This is a genomic window from Brassicibacter mesophilus (assembly GCF_050433385.1).
GTDB lineage: Bacteria > Bacillota > Clostridia > Tissierellales > Proteiniboraceae > Brassicibacter > Brassicibacter mesophilus.
Genome location: NZ_JBNPXI010000005.1, coordinates 176513 through 195224, shown reverse-complemented (window position 1 = coordinate 195224; position 18712 = coordinate 176513). Strand labels below are relative to the sequence as shown.

Genomic DNA, 18712 nt, shown 5'->3' with positions numbered 1-18712 from the left:
TTTCTTTGATAGAATATTCTTTAGTAAACTCCAGCATATGTTATCCTCCTATCTTAATTTCTTTGTCGTTATTAATGATAGGTTAACATAATGTTTTGGGGTTTTTCTATTTGTAAATTTTAACTAGCACAACGGGTTAAATTACTTTTTTATTGTATATGTTACTAAACATTGATAGAACAAAATATTTGATCTTTGTAATAGGGTTATATTTACTATCAAGAACGTTTGGATAGTAAATAATTCCATTAGATAATAAAGTTATTCTAAAGATAATAATCAATAAGTTTAGTATTTTAGCTTTACTATATATATCACTACTTATACTTATTTGTAAAGCTTTTAATAGCAATATTACTAGTGGTGATACAATAACGGTAATTATGCCACTTTGATAAATAATAAAAATTGTATAAAAAAACACTACCGAGAATATTTTTCTTCTATTTTGATAATAACTAATACGAGATTCTAGGTAACATAATATTCCTAATAAGAATCTAAAAATCTTCATAATATTGTTATTCAAAATCTTGCCTCCTTATAATGTACTCTAACGTTTCGCATGGCCGACGCCTCAATCACTTAGCCAGACTTGGCTTAGTGATTGAGGCGTGTGCTGGCTTACCCCAGAGTTTGACCCTTGCCAGCACGAACAGCCATGCATTGTTATCTGCAGTATGGGGCAGACTCGCTTGGATTTAAATAACACTCTAAACCCTTAGGGAATTACCTGTCTTATTATTTTTTTGCTAAAATACCTCTTAAGCTTGTCTGCGCATTCTATCCGATCTTCGGCTTTTGACATTTCTCTTTTTGTTCCATATAAATTATCATCTTTATATCGCGGGAATACATGCAAATGATAATGCCATACATCTTGATTACCACAAGGTTCATTGTGCTGTCTTGAGGATACTCCATCACATCCATATACTCCTTTAAGGGCAACTGCTACTTCTTTTTCTAAATCATAAATTTTTGCCGAAAGATTTGATGGTAAATCATATATATTTTCAATATGTTCATTTGGAATTATAATGACATGACCTTTATTGTTTTTCCACCAACCAGCTGCAATAAAAGCTGTTATGTATTCATCTTGAAATATTATATCTGACTGTTTTGTTAGAACATGTTCATTTTCAATTCCTTGAACTACTAAACAAAATGGATATATATATAACTCTGTGGTTCATGGTTGTACATTTAATCATCTCCTTGTATTAGAATAATCTATCAAGTGAGACCCAATAGAAAGACCATAGGCTCCGCTCCATCCCAAATCCCATATTGCAGATAACGGCCTGCGTCTCCGACGTCGCTGAGCCTTAGTCACACTTGGACTTGGCGAAGCGATATGGTGCTGGCTACCTTTGTTTTTGCCCGTGACCCATGCTGCATCTTCGTCTCAGAGCCAGCAACCTTTACGGAGACGCTTTGTTGTACGACTGTACCACGCCCCCAAAGACCAGAAGCGAGCAGGACGCGAGCCCTTTCAAATCAATATTTTTTTTAATCTAAACAATAATTACTCAGTAATTTGCTGTATAATACTACCTAGTAATTTTGTCCCGTTATTTCCTAAACTAATAATAGTATTAATTTTGCTTATAATTCCAAAAACTTTCTCTATTATTCCCTTATCTTTATCGCTATTAACTTTATCTCGATTCAATATCAAAGTACCCAAAGTTGTAGAAATACTATTTTTAATACCCTCAGCACCAAATAACTTATATTTTAAAAGCGATTCTCTTACATTATTTAATTGGAAAATGACTATTTGCTGTAAATCTTTATTTATATTGCACTCTAAAATAGTGCTAGTTATATCTTCAATATCATCTATTAATTCCTTAACTTTTTCATCTTCAATAATAGCTTCATCACTCATGTTCGATAAGTACTCTGCACAATATTCAAGGGAAGTCATTAATTTTACATCAAAATGACTTTTAAATTTATCTAAGCCATTGTTCAATACATTTATAGATGCGTTGAAATAAATTTTAGACAAACCGTTTATAACACTATTTAAAGTATTTAAGTATTTGCCTATGTTTTTAGGGGAGTGTTTTTCTATTTGTTTTTTTCCTTCTAAAGCCATCCTATACAATTCAGCATAATTAGAAAATATTGATGCTTTATCATTTTCATCAAGTGAAAAAGCTTTACAAAGAGCAGTTTCAGCATTTCCAGTTTGCTCGAGTCTAATTGTCTCAATTATGTTATATAATCTACCAATTACATTATCAGATGATACCAACAAATTTTCTCTTTCATTATCCATACTGTACATTTTAACCTCCATTGTCTAACTTTTATTTTTTTAGTATATTTTATTATTCTATATTTACTTACAAAGCCCTGCCCGCTAAATCTGAGCCACTGAAGGGAAGACCCTCGTATGCGTGGTATGTCGTACAACGTCTCCGCATTCGAGACACCTATCCCCCTTAGTCAGATTTGACTTAGAGGTGTAGGTGTGCTTTGGCTACTTCGAAGTTTGGCCCTATTTATTCAAAGCGAACTTGAATGCATTGTTAGATGACGTATTCACTAGACCACCTTGTAAAATTAATGACTTTAAACAATCAACCACTACCCCTGGTCTATCTATATGTATTAGATGGTCGCTGTCTGAAGCAATTATGAATTCACCCTGATTAGATAGTAATACTAATTCTTCTTGTAATTCACGCCATTTTTCTTCATACTTAATAGCTTCTTTTTCAGGTATTCCATTTTCAACCCAGTTCTTAGCAGAAAATATTTTATCACGAGCAATTGCTCTTAGTGGAATATCAGGGAATTCAGGTATGCTTTTAGTGTCTTCTCCATCTTGTACCCAATTTGCAAATTCTTCTGATATAACCTTGTAAAACTTTGGATTACTCCCAAACTCGATAGCATTCTCTACTTCTTTATTTGTCATATACTTCTGATACTTAGAAACACTATCTGTATTTTCGTTAGTAAGCTCTTCTTTCGATTTCAGTGAAAATTCATTACACAAATCTACCATCTTCTCTATTGAACATTTTGAGTTTATTATTGGTGTATCTGGATTATCTAATTGTTCTAAATTATATGAAGTTGAATCTAATAAAACTACAGCTTCGATTTCATTAGGATACATCTTTACATATTGCTGTACGCATAAGCCACCGAATGAATGTCCCAATAAAATAAACTTATCTTTAATTCCAATTCTTTTTAATAGTATATTTAATTCAGATGCTATATTTCTTGTTGTTCTAGATTGTGTAGGAAAATCACTCTTACCATAACCTAGTCTATGGTAAACAATTACGGTAAAACAATCCTTTATTTCTTCAATAAGTGGGTACCAATTATAAAATGAATTACCTATACCTGTCTCTATGACAAGTGTTGAATTCCCATTACCGATAATTTTATATTCAAAATTTATGTTATTCATTCTTCTCTCTCCAGTCTCCAATCTATGTATTAATAACCTCCCTGTAATCTAAGTGAATATGTCATCTAACTATTGCATTCCTGAACCTATGTTCGTTTTATGTGCTAAAGCAGATGAGTTCCGAACATAGGTTCGGGAATACCTGCTTATAGATGTAATTTCATTTTAACAATTTATCCAACGGACTTTTTATTTTATTAATATTTGCTTCAGTTACATGCGTATATATTTCCGTAGTCTTAGAACTTGCATGTCCTAATAATTCTTGGATATATCTAAGGCCAGTTCACCTTCTAATAAATGTGTTGCAAAATTGTATATCTATCCTTCCTGCTTTTTCCTTGTCTTATATGAATTAGCATCGTATCACTATCAATATCGTCTACTTTTAGCCTTATTACTTCGCTACCCCTAAGTCCTGCTGAATAAGTTAAGAATAATATTGATTTATGCTGAATGTTATTGACAGAACCTAATATTGCTATTACTTCATTTTGGCTCAAAATATTTGGCAATTTCTTTTCTTTTTTAGGCCTAGGTAAATCATATAATACCTTTCATTTTTTCAGTATATGCTCATAATAAAATTTTATTGCGCTCAATGCTTGATTTACAAAAGCATGTGAATTTTGCTGTACTTTTTTTAAATAGATTTAAAAATAGCTTAAACTTATTTACTATAATTCTACACAACTTAGTCATATCCTTTTGTTTTTTACAAATACTAACATATTTTTTAGCATTTTAAGCCATTAAATACATAAAAGCCAAGAATATCATATTCTTGGCTTTTGACTTATTGTACATATTATATTAACTAATTATAGTTATAGAATCCTTTACCTGTTTTTCTTCCTAATAATCCACCTCTAACCATTTTTCTTAATAGTGGATGTGGTCTATATTTTGAATCGCCAAATTCATTATATAGAACTTCCATTATAGCTAAGCATACATCATTTCCTATTAGATCTGCTAAAGCTAAAGGTCCTATTGGGTGATTTGCACCTAATTTCATAGCTTCATCTATATCTTCTGCTTTTGCAACGCCATCTGCTAGTATTCCTATTGCTTCATTTATCATTGGCACAAGTATTCTGTTAACTACAAAACCAGGAGCTTCTTCAACCTCTACTGGTGTTTTACCTAATGCCTTTGCAAGCTCTATAACCTTATCTTTTGTCTCTTCTGATGTTGCTATGCCTTTTATAACCTCAACTAGCTTCATCACAGGAACTGGGTTAAAGAAATGCATTCCTATAACCTTGTCAGGTCTATTTGTTGCACTTGCAATCTCAGTTATTGAAAGAGATGAAGTATTAGTAGCAAGTATAGTTTCTGCCCCACATATTTTATCTAACTCAGCAAATATCTTCTTCTTGATCTCCATATTTTCTATAGCAGCTTCTATGACAATATCAGCATCCTCAGCCATGTTTAAATCAGTAGTTCCTGTTATTCTCGCAAGAATCAGCTCTTTTTCCTCTTCAGTCATTTTCCCTTTTTGCACACTTCTATCAAGGTTTTTGTTTATGCCCTTAAGTCCTTTTTCTATGTATTTATCTTCTATATCTCTCATTATTACTTCGTATCCTGATTGAGCTAGAGTTTGTACAATACCTGATCCCATAGTACCTGCTCCTAAAACAAATGCCTTCATAAAACTCATCTCCTTTTTTTAAAATCCGACATTATTTATTTTTAAATTCTGCTGCTCTTTTTTCAATAAAAGCAGTCATGCCTTCTTTTTGATCTTCTGTTGCAAAGCATAAGCCAAATAGATCCTTTTCTATAGCCATTCCGGTTTCAATATCAGTCTCTATCCCTCTATTTATCGCAGTTTTTGCGTATCTCACTGCTATTTGACCCTTTGATACTATCCTGTTAGCCATGTTCATAGCTTCGTTCATAATTTCTTCTTGTGGTACAACTTTATTAACAAGCCCTATTTTCTCTGCCTCAGCTGCATTTATCATATCCGCAGTAAGAATAAGCTCTTTCGCTTTTGCAGAACCTACTAATCTAGGTAACCTTTGAGTTCCCGCAAATCCTGGAGTAATACCAAGCCCAACCTCAGGCTGTCCAAATTTTGCTTTTTCCCCTGCTATTCTTATGTCACAGCTCATAGCAAGTTCACAACCACCTCCAAGGGCAAAGCCATTAACAGCTGCTATGACAGGCTTCTCCATAAGCTCAATCTTTCTAAATGTCTCAATGCCTAGCTTTGCAAATATTCTAGCTTCTTCTGCATTCTTATCCTTCATTTCAACTATATCTGCTCCTGCGACAAACGCTTTCCCCTCTCCAGTTATAACCACTACATAAACTTCTTCATCCTTTTCAATTAAGTCTATTGCAGCATTTAATTCATTTAGTACATCTGTATTAAGTGCGTTGAGAGCTTTAGGTCTGTTAATACTTAATACACAAACCTTACCCTCTTTCTTAAGTAAAAGATTTTCGAATTCCATTATATCCCCTCCTTAATTTTGTGTTTAGAAAATAATAATTAAAGCATATTTATTTCTTTAGAACTGATTTAGCTTCTAATAAAGTATTATGCGATATATATCTTATTATGAAAAAACATTTAGATAGTTAAGTTTACTTGTCCTATATATAATTCTACCACATATTTCAAATATTTATATAATGATTTTTAGCATTTTTAAAATAATTAGTTTATTACATTTGTGTATATTTCAATCTTTATAGATGATTCTTCTGATGCTTATATTTTTTGATATTTTTTTAACAATATTCTTAAGTTTTCTTAACAAAGCAAAAAAAACTTATACTTCAAATGCGTCTACATTAATACGTCAAGTAATCCTAAGCTATTTCTTCAGACTCATGCTCTATATCTACTGTTGTAAGACTTTTAATTTCTTCTAATATCTCATCCCAGCTAAAAACTCTAGTGATTCCATCAATTAATGGAAATCTATTATAATTACAATCAATAAGCAGTACTCTTATTCCTTCATTCGCAAGCTGTACAGCATTCTCATACCTATCTTCAATGAATATATCACAACCTAGTTCTTTTGCCTTATCAACTTTATAATGACTACCTAACATATAAAGCTTATTTTTTGGTAGCTTATTTGCTTCAAACCACTTTTTTGTTGCATCTGTCATTCTATTATCTCTAGCTGTCACATAGAAAATGTTATGATTTCTATTGATTTGCTCAAGCACGTTTTCTACATTATCTCTTAATGGTGCATTTAAATGCATTTCCGGACCATGTGTTCCATAAAACTCACTAAAATCAGACTCAGATACTCCCATAACTTCATTTATCTCATATACTCTTATTTCTTCCACTTTAACATTTTTATTAAAATATCTATTGGCATAATCAAGCCAACAATATGGGTCAGTCATTGTTCCATCAATATCAACACAGATATTAAGTTTTTTCATGTAATCCCTCCATTTATGTCTTATACATTAATGATATCTTATTATGCTTAAACTGTCATTAAACTGATGTTAATTATTTAGAACATTATGGTATAATAATTTGTATGTGTTTCAATCAGAGTAGAGTATACATAAGGAGATGGACAATTGTTAATATTTTACAAAACGAAAAAGTACCTATTTGATATAATGCTGTTGTTTCTAATTATATTTTCAGGAAGTACAAGCTCTATGGCCGAAGATTTTGATGTAGATACCTTAAATCTAAGCAATGATTTAATGGACAATGATATATTTTTCTCCACAGATTATAGTTTTTTAGACTATGGAATAAAGGTTATGGCTGCTAATGAAAAATATTTATGGGCAGCTGGTAATGAAGATATGTCAACTCTATATAGGTCGTCTGACTACGGTGACACATGGGAGAAAGTACATACATTTGAAGCAACAATTCAAGGTATGCACATTACTCCAAGTGGTGTGTTTCTAGTATCCACTAGTAATAACAGATGGAAAAAAGAGTGCAAAGGCAAACTGTGGAGGTCAGAAGACAATGGACAAACCTTTAATCTGTCTCTTGAACTTAATGCTGGTGCTGCAATCAACTGGAATATTGCTAGTGATAGCGAAGGATTTGTTTTTGTTTCTGAGTACGGGTATAAAGACAAACCTAATAATGCAAGACACATATATCGTTCAAAAGATAGCGGCATAACTTGGGACATTGTTTATGCCCCTGAAGAAACAGAAGGATATCATAACCATGTTATAATTATAAATAAAAATGACTCCAATACTATATATCAAAGCATAGGAGATAATGTTAAAGGAGTAATAAAATCCACAGATAGAGGTCAAACATGGGAGAAAATAATGTCAGGTATACATCCAACAAGTGCTTTACAAATAGATAACAACATCTTTTGGGGTCTTGATAATTGGCCTAAATCTGGTATTTTAAAGTATAATCTTGACGATGAAAGTGTAAACTACTCATTTATTGCTCCTAAGCCGTTCAGTGGCTCCATATATGATATGATGTATGCTAATGGTGTAATTTATGCCGGACTATTGTCTTATGAATACAACGACTGGGATGGGTCAATATTTACGAGTAAAAACAAGGGTTTGACTTGGGAGCTATTTGCAAAATGTCCAAAGTATCAAAATACTGGGGTCGGATTCTACAAATTCACTACTTTAGGTGATTATGGGTTTGTTTGGGTTTCACTTCCTATAAAAACCAAAAATAATTTGCACAAGTATCAAGGTACTATAAGATTTAAACTAGTTGAGAGTGTAAATAGTTAAAAATGAAATCCTCTGCAGATAAAACATCTCCAGAGGATATTTTTTATTGCTAAAACTATTTGGCTTTTCTCATTGTCTTTCTACAAATCGTCTGACATACTTCATTCAACTATAACCCCTAATAGTCTTGACAGTAGGATTGCCTGAGCTGGAGATACAATTGCACCACTTAAATCTTCTATTCTTACTCCTATTCCTTCTATTTCATTGCTGCTTAAGTCAATTCCATCTAGCTTAGTTCCAGACATCTCAGACTTCTTTAAATTACAGTGTGAAAAATCAACCTTGGTAAAATTGGCTTTTTGAAAATCTGTATTATCTAGTATGCAGTTAGTAAATTTTATGCTCTTGAAACGGGAAAATCTAAAAAAAGCGTATCTTCCAATACAATTCTCAAATGCTACATTTTGCAGAGTTGATTCATTCAAATTAACACCTAGAATCTTACAGTTTACCATCTTCACTCTATGAATTATAGCACCACTTAAGTCAGTATTAGACAAATCACAATTTTCAAATATAACATCTGTTAAATCAATACCTCTAAATGAAATCTGTTTGAAAATAACATTCTTAAATATAACCTGGCTAAAGCTTACTCGTTCTGCAATTTGATTCTCAATAGTACAATCACAAATTATACCTAAACTGTAAGTATCCTCATCTTGAACAATATGGTTTAAGTCTATAAATCTATTTAGTTCCTTTGGTATCCTCGGTGCTAATATTTTATAGTTTGCTTTTCTGCTTTCCATCACTCTATCCTCCAAACATTTATCAGACATATCTTGGTAATCGTTTCTGTCTATTAGATATTAACTTTGAACTTATCAATTATATCATCTATGCTTACCTTACACTGTTCTCCAGTATACATATTTTTGAGTGTTAGTAGTTCACTATTAATCTCTTCTTCACCGATTATTATCACATATTCGATTCCTAGCTTGTTTGCATATGAGAGCTTTTTAGAGAACTTATTTTCTTCAACATATACTTCAGAATTAATGCCCTTTTTTCTTAACTTTTTTACTACTGATATTGCATAATTGTTACTATCATCCATAGGAATAACTAATATCTTAGTTAATGATGATGCTGAATTTTGTTTGAGCAGACCTACTTCTGTCAACTGATAGAATAATCTTGTTAAACCTATAGACATCCCTACCCCCTGTAGTTTTTGCTTGGTATAATATCCAGCTAAATCGTCATAGCGTCCACCTGAACATATTGATCCAATATTAGGATAATCATCTAGGATTGTCTCATATACAGTTCCAGTGTAATAATCTAAGCCTCGTGCTATCTTTAAATCTATCTTATAGTTGCTTTCTGGTACTCCAAAGCATTCCATATAGTACACAACCTCTGATAGCTCTTTTAGTCCTTTCTGAAACTCTTCATTATCTATATCTAATTTACCTAATGAATCCAATATTTCTTGATTCGTTCCATCTATGCTTATAAAATCTATTATCCTTTCAACAGTTGTATTGTTCAGCCCTTTGCTCTCTAGTTCCTCACGAACTGAATCAACTCCTATTTTTTCTAGTTTATCAATAGTTCTCAATACATCGGCACTATCAGAAATATTAAGTGAATTGAAAAGTCCATTTAATATTTTTCTGTTGTTAATGCGTATTTTAAAAGCATTTAATCCAATTTCTTTAAATATTGAGTACATTGTGCTTGGTATCTCTGCATCATTGATTATACTTAATTCACCATTTGTGATTATATCTATATCACATTGATAAAATTCACGATATCGTCCTTTTTGATTTCTTTCGCCTCTAAACACCTTACCTATTTGGTATCTACGAAAAGGAAATGTCAATTCTGGCATGTGTTGAGCAGCATATCTAGCAAAAGGGACTGTTAAATCAAATCTAAGAGATAAATCACTACTTCCTTTTGTAAATCTATATATTTGTTTATCAGTTTCTTCACTACCTTTAGCTAATAATATTTCAGTTTTTTCTATTATGGGTGTATCCATTGGTATAAATCCACTATTCTCATAATTTTTTCGAATGATATCCAAAATTCTATTAAATGCTATTTGATCAGTCGGTAATAGCTCCATAAAACCTGGTAATATTGATGGTTTAGTAATAATTTTCATTTCAATACCTCCTATAACATTTTTATTATAATACAAAAAAACCACTTAGGTATTGTACCTAAATGGCCGATATATACAAAGCTATTATCACCACAGATACAACTACCTACAAATTTAAGTAGACCTGTATCTACGGTTTTTTCCATGACACAAGCCTCTAGTTATGATAGTGATAATGTGATGATTTCAATATTACTATTAATCCTTTCATAACACTACTCCTTAACGAATGATTTTCTAGATTATAACATATGAAGCTTTTATATTCAAGGCAATTTTACATAATATGTTATTTAAGATAGGAAATCACTGCCGCCACTCCCACAGCATTTATTAAAAAATATATAAATACTATTATTACTGGAATTAAGCTTTGTGCATTTCTTTTAGGCTTTCTATTGTTTACAGCTACAGACTGCCCCGTTTTTTCAGAAAAATATATTTGTGTGTGCTGATTATCGTAGCCTTTTCGGCCTACATTACCAGCTCTTATAAATGCACTTGAATCATTCATAACCATATATGCAGCAACAGATAACGATAAAAATGCCCATATCATAAAAAACAGCTCTAGGTTTCTTACGTTAAACCAAAAATACGTTAGAATTTCTAAACCACCAAATATAATTGCTGTACGATATTTTTTCATAGCTTCCCCCTAGTAATTAATATTTACTCCTCTCGCAGCTTTAATTCCATTATAATCCATATATGGGTTATATTCAACATCTACTGGTATACGTTACTTAGTTCAAGAAAAGCAAAAAGATAAGACTACATCAGTCTTATCTTTTTATTCATATGCACCTATTTTTCTTATTTTGTCATATCTTTTATCTAATAGCTCATCTACATTAAGCTTCATCAGCTCTGACAGCTCTTTATCTATATATTTCTTTATATTATCAGCTACAAAATCAACATCTTTATGAGCTCCACCTAGTGGTTCTTCTATTATTTCATCTATCACATTTAGTGATAGTAAGTCTTGAGCAGTTAGCTTCATTATGTCGGCAGCTTTTTGAGCTAGACTTGCATCCTTCCAGAGTATACTTGATAGTCCTTCTGGTGATATAACAGAGTATATAGAATGCTGAAGCATACATACCTTATCTGCAACTCCAAGAGCTAAAGCTCCGCCGCTGCCTCCTTCACCTATCACAATCGCAACTATAGGTGTTCTTAGCCTACTCATCTCTATTAAGTTTAAAGCTATTGCTTCGCCCTGCCCTCTTTCTTCAGCAGCTAGTCCGCAATATGCTCCTGGAGTATCAATAAATGTGATAACTGGTCTGTTAAATTTCTCTGCTTGCTTCATAAGTCTTAATGCTTTTCTATATCCTTCTGGATGTGGCATACCAAAGTTTCTTTTAATATTTTCTTTTGTATCTTTGCCTTTTTGGTGTCCTATCACAGTTACAGGTATTCCATTCAAGGTTCCTATTCCTGCCACAATTGAACTGTCATCAGCAAAAATTCTATCTCCATGAAGCTCAATAAAGTCTGGTATTATTCTTTCTATATACTCTAATGTTGTCGGTCTTTCTTGAAGCCTTGCAAGCTTTACTTTTTGCCACGGAGAAAGATTTCCATACACTTCTTTCTTCATACTTTCTGCTTTGCTTTTTAATATCTGTATTTCACTTGATAAGTCTACGCTATTCTGTGATGCAAAGCTTTCAAGCTCTTTAATCTTATTTTCAAGCTCTATAATAGGCTTTTCAAAATCCATTACGCTATGCATTTCTTTCACCGCCTAATGTATGAATGTGTAATAGTTGTGACAGTATATTTTTCATGTCTTTTCTATGAACTATTTTATCAGCATATCCCTTTTCCTTTAAAAACTCTGATCTTTGAAACCCCTCTGGTAGCTTCTGCCTTATAGTCTGCTCTATAACTCGAGGACCTGCAAAGCCGATAAGTGCTCCCGGTTCCGCTAAAATGATATCCCCTAGCATTGCAAAGCTAGCAGTCACTCCACCTGTTGTAGGATCAGTTAATACAGAAATATATAGTAACCCTTCTTCAGATAATCTTCCCAAAGCTGCTGATGTTTTTGCCATCTGCATGAGTGATAATATACCTTCATGCATTCTTGCACCACCAGATGCACAGAAAATAATTACTGGAAGTCTCTTATCTATTGCATTTTCCACAGCTCTAGTTATCTTCTCTCCTACAACTGAGCCCATGCTCCCCATCATAAAGTCAGGATTCATTATACAGATAACACATGGTTCTCCGCTGATTTTTCCTTCTCCAGTTATTACAGCTTCATTACATCCTGAATTTTCTTTTGCTTTATTTATTTTATCTGTGTAGTCAGGAAAATCAAGCGGATTAGATGTTTTCAAGTCTTTATCATACTCTACAAAGCTTCCAACATCAGCTATTGCATGCAATCTTTCTTCTGCATTCATTCTGAAGTGATGAACACACGCCGTACATGTATTAAGATTTTCTTTCATATCTTTTTTTAATATTACTTCACCACATTTATCACATTTTATCCATAGTTGGTTATCTACAAACTCTTGTTTTTTTGTTTTTGGCTGTATTTCTATGTCTACTTGTGCATTTTCCTTTTTAACTGTTAGATCATCTATATACTCCATACTCTCTTTTTCATTTCTATACAATGTTATTGTTGCGTATTTTTTCTTGTGAAAGAGATCCTTAAGCATCTCATCTCTCCTCTCATCTATGACTATCTCCCGAATACTTCTCTTTCTATAAAGGATGTATCTATTTGATTTATCAAGAATTTCTCATTATTTAATATTTGTCTTTGAAAATCTATATTTGTTTTTATACCTGTAATAGTCATCTCATCAAGCGCTCTTTTCATTCTGTCTATGGCTTCGTTTCTGTTTTTCCCCCAAACTATAAGCTTTCCTATCATCGAATCATAGGTTGGCGGTATTTTATATCCACTATAGATATGGCTATCTACTCTTACCCCATACCCTCCAGGTACAAAGTAACCTTCTATTACCCCAGGATTGGGTCTGAAATTATTATCAGGATCTTCAGCATTGATTCTACACTCTATTGCATGTCCATTTATTTTTACATTCTGCTGTGTAATCTCAAGTTTTTCTCCATATCCAATTTTTATCTGCTCTTTGATTAAATCTACACCTGTTATCAATTCTGTTACCGGATGTTCAACCTGAATCCTAGTATTCATTTCGATAAAATAGAAGTTATTGTATTTATCTAATAAAAATTCTATTGTCCCAGCGCTTACATAGTTAACAGCTTTTGCTGCCCTAAGTGCCATTTCTCCCATCTTCTGTCTTAGGTCTTTTCCCATTATTGTACAGGGAGCCTCTTCTATTACTTTTTGATTTCTTCTCTGTAATGAACAGTCTCTTTCTCCAAGATGAATTACATTTCCATATTGGTCAGCTAATATTTGAAACTCTATATGTCTTGGCTGTTCAACAAACTTTTCTACATACATAGAATCGTCATTGAACGCTACAGTAGCTTCAGATTTAGCCATGTTAAATTTACTTATGAATTCATTCTGGCTATAGACTATTCTCATTCCTCTACCGCCACCACCGCTAGATGCCTTCACCATAACTGGAAAACCAATTTCTTTTGCTATTATCAAAGCTTCATCTGCATTATTGGTTGACTCCTCTGAACCTGGTACAACAGGAATACCTGCGTCTATCATAGTTTTTCTGGCTTCTGATTTATTCCCCATTTTCTCGATGTGTTCAGTATCTGGACCTATGAACTTTATTCCATGAAGCTTACATATCTCTACAAGCTGTGAATTCTCGGATAGAAATCCATAGCCTGGATGTATAGCTTCAGCTTTAGTTATTAGTGCTGCACTTATGATGCTTTTTATATTAAGGTAGCTATTAGCTGAACTCGCAGGTCCTACACATATAGCTTCATCTGCCATGTGTACATGAGCAGAGTCACTATCTACTTCAGAGTATATAGCTACAGTTTTTATTCCCATCTCCTTGCATGCTCTTATAATTCTAAGTGCTATTTCTCCTCTATTAGCAATAAGTATTTTATTAAACATATACTTACCTCCTAAGCTTCATTAAAGGCTGTCCGTACTCTACGATATCTTCATTTTCTACTAATATTTCTACAACCTTGCCTGAAACCTCACATTCTATTTCATTCATTATTTTCATAGCTTCAATTATACATAAAGGCTGTCCTTTTTCTACTGTATCACCTATATTCACAAAATTTGGTGAATCTGGACTAGGAGATGTATAGAACGTGCCTACAATTGGAGATTTTACAATATATATATCTTCTTCAGCAGAAACCTCTTCTGCTTCTAGTTCAGCTGTTCTGTTTTGTGCTTGAACAGATCTCTCTGCATATTGCTGATTTTCTCTTAAAGCATCTACGCCTCCAATACTATTCGCTTTTTTAGATATGCTTATCTTTATATTTCCCTCTTCTATATCAACTTTCTCTATACTAGTTTTATCTATAGTCAATATTAAGTCCTTTATATCTTTAATATCCAAAGTGAATTCCTCCCAAAATATTGTTATTTGGTTTTAGTACTTGGTACTAATAATTGTTACTATTGTAACACATTATTTGTCGTTTTTGCAAGAAAAAAGAGAGCTTTAACTAGCTCTCGTTTCATTATTCAATGAACCATCCACATAAACTGTCTAATGTGTGCTGACACTTACTTCATTTAAAAAACTTCGACTAGGCTCCCATGTCCTTTCAATCAATACTTCTACGATCTTTTCTTCATAATAATACACTTTTGGTACACGGTACGTAATCATAGACGGTATCTCTTGGGGGACACTTCCTATGTGGTCCGCAAGATTCTCAAGGGTAATCTCACTATTTCCTTGTTTACCAATTAACACTACATGAGTACCAATAGGATATCTTTTAGGTAGACGAATCATGAGTTGATCCATACAGATTTTGCCTATAATAGGGGCTTTCTGTCCATCTACTAGTACATGAAATCCTTGAAAACATCTAAACCACCCGTCTGCATATCCTGTTGGAATTGTTGCTATCCATTCATCTGACTTTGTTTCATAAGCCCCATCGTACCCTACAAAGCTTCCTTTTTTTAGCTTTTTAATGTAAAGAATTTTTGAACTAAAAGAAAGTGCAGACTCTAGTTTTACTGTTGATGTTTTCCTTATATCTTCTGATGGATATATGCCAAACATTGCAACACCTATTCGTACCATATCAAGAAAGCTATCTTTATATTTTAAAGTTGAAGCACTATTCGCACAATGGAAAATACATACATCTAATCCTTTAGATTTTACCCAATTAATTATCTCTAAAAATGCTTCAAATTGCTTTTTATAATAAGAAGAGTCTACTCTATTTGCAGTTGCAAAATGTGTATACATTCCTTCTACGATTACGTCATCTTTTTCTAGCATTGGCAGCATTGCTTCTAATTCTTCTTTTTGTCTTATTCCAATTCTTCCTAGTCCGGTGTCTATTTTCAAATGAATCTTAAGCGGTTTTTTCCCCACTTTATACAATCTCATTTCCTTCAACCAAGAAAGCTGAAAAACAGTGACAGACAAATCATATTCTACTGCAATATTTACATCACTAGGAAGTATAGGGGTAAGTACAAGAATAGGTGCCTTGATTCCATTTCTACGTAGGTGCAAGGCTTCGCTTAATATTGAAACAGCTAGAGCATCGGCACCTGCTTTTAGAGCTATCCTTGCAACTTGTAAGTCTCCATGTCCATAGGCATCTGCTTTCACTGCTGCCATAAACTTTACAGAAGAAGGTAGATATTGACGCATTTGCTTTATATTGTTCTCTATTTTATCTAGATGTATTTCTACCCATGTATCTCGATGAAGTATTGAAGTATCCATTATATTACCTCCTTTGTACGTAAAGTACCTTTGTTACTCAATTCATCTACTATTTCTTCTAATCTAAGTTCTCTGGATCCTTTGACTAAAATAATGCACTGATCCTTTATGATTTTTTTAAGCTTTCGAATTAATTGAGCTTTGGATGTACAAGAAAACACCCTGTTTTCTTGAAATCTTGTTCTTGCTGCTCTAGCTATGTAGCCCGCTAAGGGTCCTAATGTAAATAGATAGTCAATCTCAGTAGCATCTATATTTACTCCTATTTCTTCATGCATCTTAATCTCTCCCGCTCCAAGACCATTCATATCTCCTAGAATAACGATTTTTTGGCTATAATTCTTTATAGAATATAGTGTATCTAGTGCCGCTAAAACACTGGTAGGATTAGACTTGTATGAGTCATTTAGGATTGTATATTTCCCAGTATGGATTAACTCATTTCTCATCCCTGTAGCTTCTACCTTCAATAGTCCCTTTTGTATATTTTCAAAGGATATTCCAAAATGTCTAGCTACTGCAATTGCCGCTGTAGCATTATACATTTGATGCTTTCCAAGCATAGGTAAGAAAAAGCTAGGATAATCGTGCATTTTTAATCTAAATAAAATTCCCTTTTCTTCAACAGATTCTATTACTGGTTGATATGTATTGGAAAAATTATGACCAAAGGTTATTTCTCCGTAATCTATATCAATACTTTTTACTTTTCCGTCTAATAGTGGGTCATCACCGAAATAAACAAATAACCCATTAGATTTTAAACCTTTTAAAATTTCAAGCTTTGCTTTCACAATATTTTCTTTTGTTTTTAATTCTTCTAAGTGAGCCTCACCAATATTTGTAATAACGGCTGCATCAGGAGAAGCAATAGAAGTAAGCAGTTCGATTTCTCCCGTATTAGACATGCCCATTTCTATAACACCCATTTCGGTATTTTCTTCTAGCTCTAAAATTGTTAATGGAACTCCTAAATGATTATTAAGATTACCAAATGTTTTATGAGTTCTATATTGAGTCTGCAATAAACTGGCTAAAATGTCTTTTGTAGAAGTTTTGCCGTTACTTCCAGTGATACCTATTATTTTCACATTCAACTGCTGTCTATATGATTTTGCTAATTGCTGAATAGCTGTTAGAGTATCATCTACTAAGATAATAGGAATCTCGATATTAGGAATAGGCTCATTTTTATTCCATATAGTTGCAACTGCACCTCTTTTAATTGCTTCTTTCACAAACTTATGACCATTAAAACGCTCCCCTACAATAGGAACAAACAATTGACCTGCTTCTATCTGTCTAGAATCTATGCAAACACCTTTGATGCTAATATCAGCATTTTCTTTTTTCAAACCATAGCCTTCAACCATTGTTTCAACTTCTCTTAATGTACGTTGAATCATTTTTCCCACCTCATACTTAGAATAGAATTTTTCTGTTTATATCGTGAGAATCCGAGCCCGATTAGTATTTCAATTAACTCTGCATATGTAGTACCATCTGTTTTTTCCCACAGAGCCGGAAACATGCTGTATTTTGTGAAACCAGGCATAGTATTGATTTCATTCACATAAAACTCGTTTTTGTCATTAACAAAATAATCAACTCTTATAAGCCCTTTGCAGTTTAAGAGTTTGAACGCTTTAATAGCGATTTGTCTCATGGCTTCACTTATCTCATCAGGCAATCGTGCTGGTATAACAGGGACTAATTTTCCATCTAAATACTTAGCAGCATAATCCATAAATTGTCTCTCTTGAATATATTCACCTACAACAGAGCATTTAGGACAATCGTTACCTATAACTGCTATTTGCATTTCTCTTCCAATCATCTCTTCTTCTATAATTAATTTATGATCATATAGAAAAGCTTCTTTAATTGCTATTTTTAATTCGTCTTTATTCTGGCATCGATTGATACCAACACTCGATCCTAGCTTTGCAGGTTTTACAAAACAGGGATAACCAATGACTTCTTCAATTTGATTGAGAGCTTGCTGTTCATTTTCCATCCAATCATGAAGAAAAATAGAAGTATATTTAGCCTGCGGGATATTCCCTAATGAAAATAGATCCTTCATCATCACTTTATCTATTCCCACTGCTGATGATAATACCTCATTACCTACATAAGGAATATTTAATAGTTCAAGCAGTCCTTGAATATTTCCATCTTCTCCGTTTGTGCCATGTAAAACTGGAAAAACAATGCTTTTCTCATCTGTTCTTAAATGCTTAGATAAAAACTTCCCCAAAGAGCATGAGATTGTATCTGAACTATTGCATTGCATCTGTTTTATATCCTTTATTTCATTCTTGAGTATTCCTAAGCTACTCCATACGCCACCTCTTGTAATATATACTGGATGAACATTATATTTCTTTTTGTCTAACGAATTCATCACAGAAAAAGCACTTTGCAGCGATACGTCATGCTCAACCGATTTACCTCCGTAAATTACATAAATATTTGTTCTCATCTTTTCCTCCTAATATGTCCATTATT

General features: G+C 32.9%; 19 protein-coding genes. 1 reads left to right on the top strand and 18 read right to left on the bottom strand.

Features of this window, described 5'->3' with window-relative positions; translation table 11 throughout:
- Window positions 1–136: 136 nt before the first annotated feature.
- The 8 genes from HNR33_RS08480 to HNR33_RS08445 form a co-directional block, all read right to left on the bottom strand.
- Window positions 137–529, bottom strand: coding sequence for a hypothetical protein (locus HNR33_RS08480; RefSeq protein WP_429082297.1), 393 nt, complete (start codon window positions 527–529; stop codon window positions 137–139).
- Between the two features lie 192 nt (window positions 530–721).
- Window positions 722–1114 (bottom strand): HIT family protein, encoded by a 393-nt coding sequence (locus tag HNR33_RS08475; RefSeq protein ID WP_429082307.1) that lies wholly within the window; start codon window positions 1112–1114, stop codon window positions 722–724.
- A gap of 417 nt (window positions 1115–1531) precedes the next feature.
- The gene (locus HNR33_RS08470) at window positions 1532–2302 is read right to left on the bottom strand and encodes a hypothetical protein (protein ID WP_429082295.1); all 771 of its coding nucleotides are present in this window, start codon (window positions 2300–2302) and stop codon (window positions 1532–1534) included.
- A 213-nt stretch (window positions 2303–2515) separates the two neighbouring features.
- On the bottom strand, window positions 2516–3445 hold the full coding sequence (locus HNR33_RS08465; protein WP_429082292.1) for an alpha/beta fold hydrolase: 930 nt from the start codon (window positions 3443–3445) through the stop codon (window positions 2516–2518).
- Between the two features lie 293 nt (window positions 3446–3738).
- On the bottom strand, window positions 3739–3960 hold the full coding sequence (locus HNR33_RS08460; RefSeq protein ID WP_429082289.1) for a phage lytic cycle repressor MrpR family protein: 222 nt from the start codon (window positions 3958–3960) through the stop codon (window positions 3739–3741).
- Window positions 3961–4262: 302 nt separating this feature from the next.
- A complete protein-coding gene (locus tag HNR33_RS08455) occupies window positions 4263–5105 on the bottom strand; it encodes a 3-hydroxybutyryl-CoA dehydrogenase (protein ID WP_429082286.1) in 843 nt (280 codons plus the stop codon).
- Window positions 5106–5136: 31 nt separating this feature from the next.
- Window positions 5137–5916: a short-chain-enoyl-CoA hydratase gene (locus tag HNR33_RS08450; RefSeq protein WP_429082283.1), complete on the bottom strand. Its 780-nt coding sequence runs from the start codon at window positions 5914–5916 to the stop codon at window positions 5137–5139.
- 361 nt (window positions 5917–6277) lie between these two features.
- Complete coding sequence (locus tag HNR33_RS08445) at window positions 6278–6874, bottom strand: 5' nucleotidase, NT5C type (protein WP_429082280.1); 597 nt, start codon at window positions 6872–6874, stop codon at window positions 6278–6280.
- Between the two features lie 147 nt (window positions 6875–7021).
- Here HNR33_RS08445 and HNR33_RS08440 point away from each other — a divergent pair, with 147 nt between their 5' ends.
- Window positions 7022–8188 carry a WD40/YVTN/BNR-like repeat-containing protein gene (locus tag HNR33_RS08440; RefSeq protein ID WP_429082277.1) on the top strand — a complete coding sequence of 389 codons (1167 nt, stop codon included), beginning with the start codon at window positions 7022–7024 and terminating at the stop codon, window positions 8186–8188.
- Between the two features lie 101 nt (window positions 8189–8289).
- On the opposite strand, the gene HNR33_RS08435 is transcribed toward HNR33_RS08440, so the two are convergent.
- From HNR33_RS08435 to HNR33_RS08390, 10 genes are all read right to left on the bottom strand, one after another.
- Complete coding sequence (locus HNR33_RS08435; RefSeq protein ID WP_429082274.1) at window positions 8290–8943, bottom strand: pentapeptide repeat-containing protein; 654 nt, start codon at window positions 8941–8943, stop codon at window positions 8290–8292.
- Between the two features lie 53 nt (window positions 8944–8996).
- Window positions 8997–10316 carry a histidine--tRNA ligase gene (hisS, locus tag HNR33_RS08430; RefSeq protein WP_429082271.1) on the bottom strand — a complete coding sequence of 440 codons (1320 nt, stop codon included), beginning with the start codon at window positions 10314–10316 and terminating at the stop codon, window positions 8997–8999.
- 289 nt (window positions 10317–10605) lie between these two features.
- Window positions 10606–10965: a hypothetical protein gene (locus tag HNR33_RS08425; RefSeq protein WP_429082268.1), complete on the bottom strand. Its 360-nt coding sequence runs from the start codon at window positions 10963–10965 to the stop codon at window positions 10606–10608.
- Window positions 10966–11109: 144 nt separating this feature from the next.
- Window positions 11110–12060 carry an acetyl-CoA carboxylase carboxyltransferase subunit alpha gene (locus tag HNR33_RS08420; protein ID WP_429082266.1) on the bottom strand — a complete coding sequence of 317 codons (951 nt, stop codon included), beginning with the start codon at window positions 12058–12060 and terminating at the stop codon, window positions 11110–11112.
- Window positions 12053–13003, bottom strand: a complete 951-nt coding sequence (accD, locus tag HNR33_RS08415) for an acetyl-CoA carboxylase, carboxyltransferase subunit beta (RefSeq protein WP_429082264.1) — start codon at window positions 13001–13003, stop codon at window positions 12053–12055. Before accD ends, HNR33_RS08420 begins: the two co-directional genes overlap by 8 nt.
- A gap of 23 nt (window positions 13004–13026) precedes the next feature.
- Window positions 13027–14373, bottom strand: coding sequence for an acetyl-CoA carboxylase biotin carboxylase subunit (locus tag HNR33_RS08410; protein WP_429082262.1), 1347 nt, complete (start codon window positions 14371–14373; stop codon window positions 13027–13029).
- Between the two features lie 4 nt (window positions 14374–14377).
- A complete protein-coding gene (accB, locus tag HNR33_RS08405) occupies window positions 14378–14839 on the bottom strand; it encodes an acetyl-CoA carboxylase biotin carboxyl carrier protein (protein WP_429082259.1) in 462 nt (153 codons plus the stop codon).
- 153 nt (window positions 14840–14992) lie between these two features.
- Entirely contained in the window at window positions 14993–16201 is a 1209-nt protein-coding gene (gene alr / locus HNR33_RS08400; RefSeq protein WP_429082257.1) for an alanine racemase, read from the bottom strand.
- The gene (locus tag HNR33_RS08395) at window positions 16201–17607 is read right to left on the bottom strand and encodes a UDP-N-acetylmuramoyl-tripeptide--D-alanyl-D-alanine ligase (RefSeq protein ID WP_429082254.1); all 1407 of its coding nucleotides are present in this window, start codon (window positions 17605–17607) and stop codon (window positions 16201–16203) included. The genes alr and HNR33_RS08395 overlap by 1 nt, the downstream gene beginning before the upstream one ends.
- Entirely contained in the window at window positions 17604–18686 is a 1083-nt protein-coding gene (locus HNR33_RS08390; protein WP_429082251.1) for a D-alanine--D-alanine ligase, read from the bottom strand. The genes HNR33_RS08395 and HNR33_RS08390 overlap by 4 nt, the downstream gene beginning before the upstream one ends.
- Window positions 18687–18712 lie beyond the last annotated feature (26 nt).